Origin of the sequence: Actinokineospora diospyrosa (assembly GCF_024171925.1) — a bacterium.
Classification (GTDB): domain Bacteria; phylum Actinomycetota; class Actinomycetes; order Mycobacteriales; family Pseudonocardiaceae; genus Actinokineospora; species Actinokineospora diospyrosa.
The window spans coordinates 101,884-114,051 of sequence record NZ_JAMTCO010000015.1; the positions used below are offsets into that span (position 1 = coordinate 101,884).

Sequence of the window (12,168 nt, forward strand, 5' to 3'; positions counted from 1 at the left end):
GTTGTGCTTGTCGACCACGGATGACTTATGCCCGTAGGGAAACGCAGGGGGTCGACGCCGGGCGGCGCCGGTGTGACCGGCCCCCGGAGTCGCTCGTGTCAGCTGGGTGGGCGGTCCCGGTGGTGAACACCGGGACCGCCCGAAGCGTCAGCCGAACAGGGCGGGCAGGGTGCCTTCCCAGGCTTCGCGCAGCTCGGCGAGCGGCAGGTCGCCAATCCCCTGGATCTCCAGGGACTGCGACTCCGGGTCCACCACGCCGGTGCGGCGCCAGGGCAGGCCCCGGGCGGTGCACATCTCGGTGAAGCGGAGCTCCTCCGAGCGGGGCACGGCCACCAGGACGCGGCCCGCGGACTCGCTGAACAGCTGGACGAACGGGTCCTGGTCGGGGTCGAGGACGACGCGGGCGCCGACCTCGCCGATCAGGCAGGCCTCGACCAGGGTCTGGGCCAGGCCGCCGTCGGACAGGTCGTGGGCGGCGGAGACCATGCCGTCGCGGGAGCCCGCCACCAGGATCTCGCCGATGAGCCGCTCGCGGGCCAGGTCGACCTTGGGCGGGAGTCCGCCGAGGTGGTCGTGGGCCACGTGCGCCCACTCGGAACCACCGAACTCGTCGTGGGTTTCGCCCAGCAGGAGCAGGGTTTCACCCGCCTCGGCGCCGATGCCGGTCGGGATGCGGCGGCGGACGTCGTCGATCACGCCGAGGACGCCGACGACCGGGGTGGGGTGGATGGCGGTGGTGCCGGTCTGGTTGTAGAAGCTGACGTTGCCGCCGGTGACCGGGATGCCGAGTTCCTTGCAGCCCTCGGCGAGACCGCGCACGGCCTGCTCGAACTGCCACATGACCGCCGGGTCCTCGGGGGAGCCGAAGTTGAGGCAGTTGGTGACCGCGAGCGGCGTCGCACCGGAGACCGCGACGTTGCGGTACGCCTCGGCCAGCGCCAGCTGGGTGCCGGTGTACGGGTCCAGCTTGACGAAGCGGCCGTTGCAGTCGGTGGCCAGCGCCACGCCGCGGCCGGTCTCCTCGTCGACGCGGATCATGCCGGAGTCCGACGGCTGCGCGAGGACGGTGCCGCCGCGCACGTAGCGGTCGTACTGCTCGGTGACCCAGCGCCGCGACGCGAGGTTCGGGCTGGCGGCCATGCGCAGCACCTCGGCCCGCAGCTCGTCCGGAGTGGACGGACGGGCTAGCTGCTCAGGACCGTTGGCCTGCAAGGCGTCCTGGTAGTCCGGGCGCTCGATCGGCCGCTCGTACATCGGGCCCTCGTGCGCCACGGTGCGCGGCGGGACGTCCACCACGGTCTCACCGTGCCAGGTGATGATCAGCCGGTCGCCCTCGGTGACCTCGCCGATCTCGGTGGCGATGACGTCCCACTTGGCGCAGACCCGCATGAACGCGTCCACATCGGACGGCTTGACGACCGCGCACATCCGCTCCTGCGACTCGCTGGAGAGGATCTCGGCCGGGGTCATCCCGGTGGCGCGCAACGGAACCCGGTCCAGCTGGACGTGCATGCCACCGTCGCCCGCGCTGGCCAGCTCACTGGTCGCGCAGGACAGGCCCGCGCCGCCGAGGTCCTGGATGCCGACGACGATGCCCTCGGCGAACAGCTCCAGGCAGCACTCGATGAGCACCTTCTCGGTGAACGGGTCGCCGACCTGCACCGCGGGCAGCTTCTTGCGCCCGGTCCCACCCTCGTCACCGGAGAACGTCTCGCTGGCCAGCACGGACACGCCGCCGATGCCGTCGAGGCCGGTGCGCGCGCCGAACAGGATGACCTTGTTGCCGGTGCCCGACGCGTGCGCCAGGTGCAGGTCCTCGGTGCGCATCGCGCCGACGCACAGGGCGTTGACCAGCGGGTTGCCCTGGTAGGAGGAGTCGAAGACGACCTCGCCGCCGATGTTGGGCAGGCCGAGGCAGTTGCCGTAGCCGCCGATGCCCGCGACGACCCCGGGCAGCACGCGCTTGGTGTCGGGGTGGTCGGGGGCGCCGAAGCGCAGCGGGTCCATCACCGCGAGCGGGCGGGCGCCCATCGCCATGATGTCGCGGACGATGCCGCCGACGCCGGTCGCCGCGCCCTGGTAGGGCTCCACGTAGGACGGGTGGTTGTGCGACTCGAGCTTGAAGGTGACCGCCCAGCCGTCACCGATCTCGACCACACCGGCGTTCTCGCCGATGCCCGCCAACATCTTCGCCTTCATCTCCGGCGTGGTGTTGGCCGACCAGTGCTTCCAGTGCACCTTGGAGGACTTGTACGAGCAGTGCTCGCTCCACATCACCGAGTACATCGCCAGCTCGGCGTCGGTGGGGCGGCGGCCGAGGATCTCCCGGATGCGGGCGTACTCGTCGTCCTTGAGGCCCAGCTCGCGGAACGGCTGCTCCTGCTCGGGCGTCGCCGTTGCGTTGTCAACGGTGTCGATCACGCGGCCACCACCGAGTCGAGGACGGACAGGAACATGCCGAGGCCGTCGTCGGACGGGCCGGTGAGCGCGTCGATGGCGTGCTCGGGGTGCGGCATCAGGCCGACGATGCGGCCGGTCGGGTCGCTGATGCCGGCGATGTCGTCGGTGGAGCCGTTGGGGTTGAGCCCGGCGTAGCGGAACACCACCCGGCCCTCGCCCTCCAGCTCGTCCACAACGGACTTGGGCGCGGCGAAGCGGCCGTCCATGTTCTTGATCGGGATGATGATCTCGGCACCGGCCTCGTAGCGGCTGGACCAGGCGGTGGCGTTGTTCTCCACCTTGAGCCACTGGTCGCGGCAGACGAAGTGCAGGCCAGCGTTGCGCAGCAGCGCGCCGGGCAGCAGACCGGCCTCGCAGAGCACCTGGAAGCCGTTGCAGATGCCCAGCACCGGCAGGCCGCCGCGGGCGGCGGTGATGATCTCGCCCATCACCGGCGCGAACCGGGCGATGGCACCGGCGCGCAGGTAGTCGCCGTAGGAGAACCCACCGGGCAGGATGACCGCGTCGACCCCCTTGAGGTCGGCGTCACCGTGCCAGAGGGCGACCGCCTCGGCGCCGGAGGCCTTGATCGCCCGGATGGTGTCGCTGTCGTCGAGGGTGCCGGGGAAGGTGACCGCGCCGATCCTCACGCCTGCACCCGCCTCACCACGAAGTCCTCGACGACCGGGTTGGACAGGAAGCCCTCGGCGATCCTGGCGAGGGTCTCGTCGTCGACGGAGTCGTCGACCTCGAGTTCGAAGTGCTTCCCCTGTCGGACATCGGACACCCCGTCGAACCCGAGCCGGGGCAGCGCACGGGCCACCGCCTGACCCTGCGGGTCCAGAATCTCCGGCTTGGGCATGACATCGACGACAACTCGGGCCACGGCGGGCTACTCCTCGAGTTCGAGAGGCCAATACCCCGGAAGCCTACCTGACCTGGGAGTTCACCCCACCGCCCCCACTGACCTGCGATCCCTCACTCTGGTCGCACGATCGTGTGACGGGGGCGATCGGGCCTTGGGGGATCGGATCGCGCGGGCTAATATTGACCGCAGCTCCGGCCCGTAGTCGGAGAAGTGAGCCCAGCCCACGTCCGGACGGTCGGCGGCTGGGCTTCGCGCTGTCTAGCGCACATCTCGCAGGTCGATACCCCTTCTCCACAGCGGCGAGGCGTTGCGTCGCCAACGCCGCCCGCCCGGTAGCGCCCAGCCACGGCAACGGCGATCCGCAGTAATGGCTCCCAAGCAATGGCTCCCAAGCAATGGCTCCCCGGTGCTCGTGGACGAGGTCATACGAGGTCACCCGGGCCGGATCGGCTGTTGCTCGGGGTGCATCGAGTACCCGAACGGGCGTTCGAGGGTCGTTCGCCGGTGGCGAGATGCCTGGCGTCGGGGCGGTTGGCGGGCGAGGGTGGGGGCATGCGGATTCTGGTTCTGGGCGGGACGCGGTTCCTCGGGCACACGGTGGCGGCCGAGGCGGTGCGGCGGGGGCACGAGGTGGTGTGCGCGGCGCGGGGGACGGCCGGGGAGGTGCCCGCGGGGGCGCGGCTGGTGAAGGTCGACCGGGATCGGGAGGACGGCCTGGCCGCGCTGGCGGGGGAGCGGTTCGACGCGGTGGTGGACGTGGCGACGATCTCTTACGAGTGGGTGCGGCGGGCGTTGGACGCGTTCGGTGACCAGGTAGGCCACTGGACGTTCGTGTCGTCGATCAGCGCGTACGCCAATCCGGGGCTGCCGTCGACCGGGGTGGGGGATCCGCTGCTGCCGCCGAAGGCCGTGCACGGGACCCGTGAGGCGATGCGGGAGGACCCCGACCTGTACGGCTCGGTGAAGGTCGCCAGCGAGCACGCGGTGACGGCGGCGGTCGGGGCGAAGGCGCTGATCGTGCGGGCCGGTCTGATCACCGGTCCGGGTGATGAGTTCGACCGGTTCGGCTACTGGCCGCAGCGGCTGGTGCGCGGCGGCCGGGTGCTGATCCCCGACGTGGACCACGAGATCCAGTACATCGACGTGCGCGACCTGGCCGCGTGGGTCGTGGACGCCGCCGAGCAGGGGACCACCGGGATCTTCGACGGCATCGGGCCCGCGACGCCGCTGCCCGCGCTGCTCACCGCGATCGCCGACACCCTGGGGGCGAATGTCGAGTTCGTGCGGGTAGGCGAAGAGGAGCTCCTCGAGAGGGGGATCGCTCCTTGGGCAGGCCCTCGCTCGCTTCCTCTATGGCTACCGGAGTCGCACAAGTACATGGGCGCAAGAGACGCTGGCCCGGCATTGGCCGCAGGCCTCACTCCGCGCTCTCTAGCCGACGCGATCGCAGGCGCCCTAGACCACGAACGGAACCTAGGCATCGACCGCGAGCGCAAGGCAGGGCTAACGCTCGAGGACGAAGCTGAGGTCGTTGCGGCCCTCAGGGCGTAGCCGGGGCTTCACCCGACAGCGGGGCACCACCACACCGAACAGGTAGAAGCGCTCAAGCTGGTCGGGCTGGGCAGCCGATGGCCTGCGGGGGTGGTGTCCGGTTGTCGGTCCGAGGGAGAACGCATGCTCCACGGGAAGCCCGGGCGTGCGTTCGCCCGCCTCTTGGTCGTGCTGCTCGTGTTGGTGGGGGTGGCGCCGGGGCTGGTACGCCCAGCCGAGGCAGCCCCGCCTCGGTGCGGCGGGCCTGGCACGCCGTCGGTGGTCGCACTGCACAGCAGTCACTTCTATGTAGATGCCAGCGCGCAACTGCTGTCGGGGTACGCGGGCTACCGGGTCGGGTCGTCGACTGCGCGCAAGGGGCTTTGGCTCGACGTAAGTGGGTTCACCGGTGGGGTAATCGGGCCTGTTGCGGGGCAGGCCCCTTCGGTTCCGCTGCCCGACCTGACGGAGGCCGGGGTGGTGCGGTACCTGCTGCTGGGCGCATCGACCACGACGACTGTCCCGCAGTCCCACACGGTCACCATCTACACCGGTCCGCCGGGTACGGGCGTGGTGGTGTGCAAGCGGACTTTCACCTACGCCGATGTCGTGGACACCATCAAGCTGGTGGCCAACAAGGTCGATAGCGTCAGCTCGACGGCGGCAGGGCAGGTCGAGTTGGGCGACGCGGTGACGCTGACCGTCAACGGGCACACCGGCACCCTGGGCACTGGGCCCACCAACGACCCGGGTGTGTTGTCGTACACCCCCAACGCGCTGCCGAACTTCCCAGCCTCCGCATGGCGGCTAGAGCGCACGGAGCTCGTGGTCTCACCTGATGGCGTAGGCGCTACGGTGACCTACGTGGACGGTTTGACGCTCACCGGGGCGACCGGGCCGAACCGGCCGTTCACCGCGCGGTACACCTACCGCGCGATCGGACCGGCCGCCGCGTCGACGCCGGTGCGGCCGGTCCAGTACATCGCGAACGGCACCCTGGTGAAGCACACGAACTTGGGGGCGTCTTCGGCTGGGTCGCTCCCGGCGGTGTCGACGACCGCTGCTGTGACGGTCACGGAGAAGGTGACCTCACCGGCCGACGGTGTGCTGCCCGGCGTCGGTGGCACTGCGGACTACTCGGTGCGCTTGGTCAACTCCAGCGCGAGCGCGCGAACGGTCGATTCGGTGTCCGATGTCCTGCCCGCTGCAGCGTTGTACTCGTCAGGCAGCCTCGCCCTCGACGGTCGGCCGATACTTGACCCCACCGTGAACAACGGCGTGTTGACCGTTCGAGGTCCCATCACGGTGCCTGCGGCCGGGGAAACAGAGCTCACCTACTCGCTGCAGTTCGGCTCGACCCCTGGGCCGCATTCCAGCTCAGCAACGGCACGGTACGGGCAAGCGACGCTCGACACCTCCGCCGACGTGACGGACTCCGCGCCCGCGAGTGCCACGGTCACTGTGCTCGGATCGCTCAACCTGGTGGATGACGCAGCTACAGCGCCGACAGGCACAGGGATCGCCGTAGCGGTGCTAAGCAACGACTCGACGTCGTCGGGCCTACCGCTGAAGGTCACTTCGCTCACTGCACCGAACAGAGGCAATGCGATCCTCGGCGGGGATGGCTCAGTCACCTACATGCCATCGCCTGGCACATCAGGCACGGACAGCTTCACCTATACGGCCACCGACGGCTACACCTCGGCTAGCGCAACGGTAGTGCTAACTGTGACGCCTGTCTTGGCTCAAGATGTGTACAGCACAGGCGAGAACACCACGCTCTTCGCGAGCTCAGTACTGCCTAACGACGCTTGCGGCGGTTGCACGGCCAGCACGTCACTAGTGAGCCCACCTGCGACCGGAGCCGCCTCTATGGCAGCCGACGGCACCTTCACCTACACGCCGGCTAGCAACACGACAGGCCCGGTCACCTTCATCTACAGCGCCATGGACAACGCGGGCAGCAGCAGTGAAGGAATCGTCACGATCTACGTCGGCGACCTGGGACCGGACTTCGCAACGACCTCTTACGGAGATCCAGTCGTAGTGCCGGTCAAGAACAACGACCTCGGCTGCGCGGGCGGCTGCGAGCCACAAGCTGACACTGACGGAAGTCGGGGAACTGTCACGTACTCCGGCGGCAGCCCGGTAACCGCCACGTATACGCCGACGGCGGGTCTATGGGGACTCGACAGCTTCACCTACGGAACCACGACCGGCAGCACTTTGACCCCTGTCACCGTGCTTACCGAACCGCCCACCACCGTTCTCCAGACCACCTACGGTGTTACCGCCACAGCACAGCTCCCAGCCAACGGATCCTGCGCTGCGTGCACGTACTCGCTGGATTCTCCCCCTACGCATGGCGCAGTCACCGTGGACGCTACGACAGGTACGTCCACCTTCACACCAGAAGCCGGCTTCGTTGGCATAGACGCGTACACCTACGCGGTCGAGGATCCCGTCAGCGGCCTACGAGTCCTCGGGCTCGTCGACACCACCGTCGGACCGCTGGCCGTCGGCGACTCGGCAAGCGTTCTCCTGGGCTCCACAGCGAATGGGGCTGTCTCCACCAACGACTTCTGCCCGGCCACGTGCACCCTGACGAAACTGACCGACCCCACCTCCGGAACCGTGGTCTTCAACAACGACGGCACCTTCTCTTACACACCCGGGTCAGCCATCGGCCAGTTCACCTTCACCTACCGCGTCACCAGCTCGGTTTCAGGATCGGCCAGTAGCGACGCGACGGTGACCGTAACCGTTCGAGGGGCCGTCGACGACGTCGATAGCACCACCCCGAACACCCCGGTCGACATCGCAGTGCGCGGAAACGACCCTTGTGCTGCCTGCACGATGTCCGTCGATAGTACGAGTTCCGGAACCACGACCATCATCGGCCAGGCGGTCCGGTACACACCGGTGCCGGGCTTTTCCGGAAGGGCGACCTTCTCTTACACCCTTACCCTGGGAGCGGCCACGACCACCGCAGTCGTGACCGTCACCGTCACCCCGCTCGCGGTCGCCGACACGGCTATAGCGGTCGTCGGCAAGACCGTCGACTTGCAACCGCTGGGCAACGACCTCTGCGCCAACTGCGCCATCACCTCGCTAGGCACGCCCACCTCGGGTTCAGTGCAGCAGAACGACGACGTAGTCACGTTCACCCCATCCAGCGCGGGGGCAGCGACCTTCACCTACGACGCGATCGACGGAATCGGCAACACTTTCAGCGGTGCCGTCGCGGTGACTGTCGTGGACCCGCCGGTGCTGGCCGCAGACGCGATCACCGTCGCGTCCGGCCAGCTCGGCTTGATCTCGTTGCTGGACAACGACTCCTGCGCGGACTGCACGGTGGCGGTGGCGACCGACCCGCTGAACGGCTCGATCACGATGGATGTGGGTGGCCAGATCGGGTACACCGCCGCTCCCGGGTTCAGCGGGCTCGATTCCTTCACCTACACCGCAACGGATCCGGCCACAGGCGCGCACGCGAACGAGACTGTCGCGGTGACCGTGTCCCCGACCGCGCGTGACGACACAGCGAACACACCGGTTGAGGTACCTATAAGCGTCGACGTACTGGCCAACGACGCTTGTAAGGCGTGCACGTTGGCGGTCGGCACGACTACCGGTGATGTCGTCGCGAACGTTGTCTCCGGACAGTTGGAGGTAATGCCCAACACCCAGTGGGTCGGCACTGCGACCGTTGAGTACACCGCGACCGATCCCGCGACGGCGCTCGCCACCACAGCGACGCTAACGGTTGAGGTCAACAACGCCCAACCGGACGCGATCACCGTCGCACCGGGCGGAAGCGTCACCGGACTGGACGTCCTCGCGAACGACCTCTGCCCCTCTTGCACCATCACCGCTGTCACCACGGCCACCCACGGAACACCGGTCAACGAAGGCAACACCGTCGGTTGGACGCCGCCCACGGGCTTCGCCGGGTTGGCCACCTTCGGCTACTCGGCGGACGACGGGTCGCAGACAGTGGCCTCGACCGTCCGGATCCTGGTGACGCCGCCACCGCTGCCGGTCAACACCACCGTCGACCAACACGTCACCGTCCAACCCCCAGCCACCGGTTCATGCCCTGGCTGCGAGTTGCGCATCCGCACATCCGCTGACGAAGGCGACATCGACTACGACGGCAGCGGTTTCCGGTACACACCGCCGCCGGGCTACACCGGGCCGGACGTCTTCACCTACCGGCTCACCGATCCCGTGTCGCGGCTGTGGGTGGAGGCCAACGTGGTCATCACGGTCGCGGCGCCACCGGCGAACCCAGCCCTGAGCATCACGCCGACCCCGCCGACCCCGGGAAGCCCACCGCACGCGGGTGATGTCCTGCCGTGGACTTGGACCGTCGCGAACACCGGCGACGTCCCCCTCACCGGCGTCACCCCCACCGGCGCCACCTGCGCGGCCACGACACTCGCCGTCGGTGCCAACACGCCCTGCACCACCAGTCACACGGTCAGCCAAGGCGAGATCGATGCCGGTCAACTGATGAAGCGCATAGACGTCACGGCGAGCAGCTCAGGAGGCCCGGTCTCCGACTACGACGAGTCCACCGTCCTACTCGCGCGCGTGCCCGGACTGGGCATCGACGCCACAGCCTCCCTGGGCACCGGCGTCGTCACGGTGACATACACCGTGGAGAACACCGGCAACACGACGCTGTCGGCGGTAGGGGTAACGCTCACAGACAGCACTGTCCTGAGCTGCACCACCACCTCGGTCTTGCCGGGTGGGCAAGTGCCATGCACCGGGACGCACAACATCACCCCGTCCGATGTCCAGGCAGGGTCGTGGTCCAGCAACGGCACGGGAAGCGCTACCGCGCCAGGCACAGCGCTCCCCCTGACCGCGACCGACTCCACAACGACCCCGTTGTCATCACCGCCGCACACGACCGTCAGCGGCAAGGTGTGGATCGACCGCAACCTCGACGGCCAGTTCCAGGCAGATGAATGGCCGCTGCCCGGTATTGCCGTGGCCCTCGCGGGCGGTTCGACCCGGATGGCCGCCGCAGAATCCAGCACCGTTTACGCCATCTCGGGAGTCGACGGCCAGTACTCGTTCGAGAACGTCGAAATGGCCTCTTACACGATCAGCGCGGTGTTCCCCGACGGCGGTTTCACCTACACCTCCGACCCGGACGGCCCCGCAGACTGGTCGGCGAACCTGGCCGTCAGCGGCTCCCCGATCACGGCGGTCAACTTCGCGGGCACGGGCCAGGGCACCATCCGGGGAACCGTCCACACCCGCGCGACCCGCGCACCAGTACCCGACCCCGCGGTCGTCTGCGTCTGGGCGGGCCTGGACCACACCCTCCACACAGCCGACGACGTCACGATGTCCACCACGGGGGACACGGCTGGTTCGTTCACCCTGAGCCAACTCCCCTTCGGCGCGTTCTCGTGCGATGCCCTCGATCAGGTGAGCGGGGTGCGCTCTTCGCCGGTCCTGGTCGACGTGCAGTCGACGACCCCGGTGGACATCGAACTACCGGTGGGTGAGGAGGCGGTCCAGCTCCCCGCTGATCCCGTGCCGGCGCCCGCGGACGTCGATGATCCGCTGGCCGACACCGGGCCTTGGTCACCCCAGGTGTTCTGGCTGGGCATTCTGCTCGTGCTGACGGGAGCAGGCACAGTGCTGGCCACTCGCAGGCGGCAGAGCTATCAGGCAGCAGACAGGGCTGTGCGAGCTCGGTAGGTCATAGGGGTAGCGCCGTTGTCGAGAGCGATGTCGATGGCGTCGAGGTAGGCGGCGCGGTGGGCCGGTCGCGATAGGTCCGCCGCGTCGATGGCCAGGCGAAGGGTGCCCAAGCGCCTGGTCGTGCGACTGGCGGCTAGTACCAACGCGAAGCACCGCCAGGTCTCAGCCCGTTCGTGGCTGCTGAGGGTCTGCACCCGGGATCGCCAAGCGACACCCGTGCGCAGGTCGCGGATGGCCGCAAAGTCGGCGCACAGGGTGAAGTCCTTGCGCCGCAGAGCGATCAACGTGCCGCGGGAGGCCTGCCACCGGGGCGGCGCGAAGCCGGTGGTGTGCAGCCCGGCGCGTTCCATGGCGGACATGGCCGCGGTCAGCCGCAGGCCCGCCTCGTGCGCGGGCAGCGCGGCGAACTCGGGCCTGCGCATGGACATAGCGCGACCACGGGGTTCCCGGGAGTGGTCGAAGCCGTGCAGGAGGACGTCGTCGCCCGCGGCGCGCCGGGTGCGGGCCCAGTCCACGGCCGCACCGGCGAGTCGGGGGGCTACCAACAGGGACAGTGGCACACCGCGCCTGCCCAGGTGCTCGGCGAGATCGGCGCAGTGGTGCAGGGTCCGGGCGTCGATCCCGGACAGCGAGACCAGCAGTCGAGCCGTCACCCCACCAGCACAGCGCCACCGGATGACTACCAGGTGTCGCCGGTGGTGCCTCAGCCGATCCAGTCGGCGAACTTCCGGCCGGTGACCTGCTCATATGCCTGGATGTAGCGCTTGCGGGTCGCGGCGACGACCGCGGGCGGCAGGGGTGGCGGCGGGGTGTTCGACGCCTGGTCCCAACCGGATTCCGGCGACGTGAGCCAGTCGCGGACGAACTGCTTGTCGTAAGAGAGCTGCGGCTTGCCGGGGGCGTAAGTCTCCAGGGGCCAGTACCGCGAGGAGTCTGGCGTGAGGACCTCGTCGCCTAGGACTACCTGGCCGTCGAGGAGACCGAACTCGAACTTGGTGTCGGCGAGGATGACCCCTCGCTCGGCAGCGTAAGAGGCGGCCCGCTCGTACACGGCGAGGGTCAGCTCCCGCACTACCTCGCTGTTCTTGGCGCCGATGACCTCGACGATCTCGTCAAAGGTGACGTTCTCGTCGTGCTCACCGATCGGGGCCTTGGTGGCCGGGGTGTAGATCGGCTCGGGCAGCTTCGAGCCCTCGACCAGGCCCCCGGGCAGCGCGATCCCGCAGACCGAGCCGGTGCGGTTGTAGTCCTTGGTGCCGGACCCGGCGAGGTAGCCGCGGGCGACGGCCTCCACGGCCAGCATCTCCAGCCTGCGCACCACCAGCGCCCGGCCGCGCACCTCGGCCGGGATGCGCGGGTCGTCCCAGGCGACCAGGTGGTTCGGCACGATGTCGCCGACCAGGTCGAACCAGAACACGCTCATCGCGGTGAGGATGCGGCCCTTGTCCGGGATCGGGGACTCGAGGACGAAGTCGTACGCCGAGATCCGGTCCGAGGCGACCAGCAGCAGGTGGTCGTCGTCGATGGCGTGCAGTTCGCGGACCTTGCCAGCCGCGATCTTCGGGTAGTCCTCGAGAGTGGGCACGTTTGTGCACCCTACGACC

7 protein-coding genes are annotated in these 12,168 nt (G+C 68.8%); 2 read left to right on the forward strand and 5 right to left on the reverse strand.

Going from position 1 to position 12,168, the window contains the following annotated elements; translation table 11 throughout:
• Nucleotides 1-147: 147 nt before the first annotated feature.
• Genes purL through purS form a run of 3 tightly spaced genes read right to left on the reverse strand, consistent with a single transcriptional unit; the run spans nucleotide 148 to nucleotide 3,325 of the window.
• Entirely contained in the window at nucleotides 148-2,421 is a 2,274-nt protein-coding gene (gene purL / locus LV75_RS27970) for a phosphoribosylformylglycinamidine synthase subunit PurL (RefSeq protein ID WP_253890178.1), read from the reverse strand.
• Entirely contained in the window at nucleotides 2,418-3,089 is a 672-nt protein-coding gene (purQ, locus tag LV75_RS27975) for a phosphoribosylformylglycinamidine synthase subunit PurQ (RefSeq protein WP_253890180.1), read from the reverse strand. Before purQ ends, purL begins: the two co-directional genes overlap by 4 nt.
• Nucleotides 3,086-3,325, reverse strand: a complete 240-nt coding sequence (purS, locus tag LV75_RS27980; RefSeq protein ID WP_092781753.1) for a phosphoribosylformylglycinamidine synthase subunit PurS — start codon at nucleotides 3,323-3,325, stop codon at nucleotides 3,086-3,088. The genes purQ and purS overlap by 4 nt, the downstream gene beginning before the upstream one ends.
• Before the next feature lie 534 nt (nucleotides 3,326-3,859).
• Between purS and LV75_RS27985 the strand changes: the two genes are divergently transcribed.
• On the forward strand, nucleotides 3,860-4,858 hold the full coding sequence (locus tag LV75_RS27985) for an NAD-dependent epimerase/dehydratase family protein (protein WP_253890182.1): 999 nt from the start codon (nucleotides 3,860-3,862) through the stop codon (nucleotides 4,856-4,858).
• Nucleotides 4,859-4,981: 123 nt separating this feature from the next.
• Complete coding sequence (locus LV75_RS27990) at nucleotides 4,982-10,561, forward strand: Ig-like domain-containing protein (protein WP_253890185.1); 5,580 nt, start codon at nucleotides 4,982-4,984, stop codon at nucleotides 10,559-10,561.
• On the opposite strand, the gene LV75_RS27995 is transcribed toward LV75_RS27990, so the two are convergent.
• Nucleotides 10,528-11,217 carry a DUF2334 domain-containing protein gene (locus LV75_RS27995; protein ID WP_253890187.1) on the reverse strand — a complete coding sequence of 230 codons (690 nt, stop codon included), beginning with the start codon at nucleotides 11,215-11,217 and terminating at the stop codon, nucleotides 10,528-10,530. The genes LV75_RS27990 and LV75_RS27995 overlap by 34 nt on opposite strands.
• Nucleotides 11,218-11,267: 50 nt before the next feature.
• Nucleotides 11,268-12,149, reverse strand: coding sequence for a phosphoribosylaminoimidazolesuccinocarboxamide synthase (locus LV75_RS28000; RefSeq protein ID WP_253890189.1), 882 nt, complete (start codon nucleotides 12,147-12,149; stop codon nucleotides 11,268-11,270).
• Nucleotides 12,150-12,168: the final 19 nt, after the last annotated feature.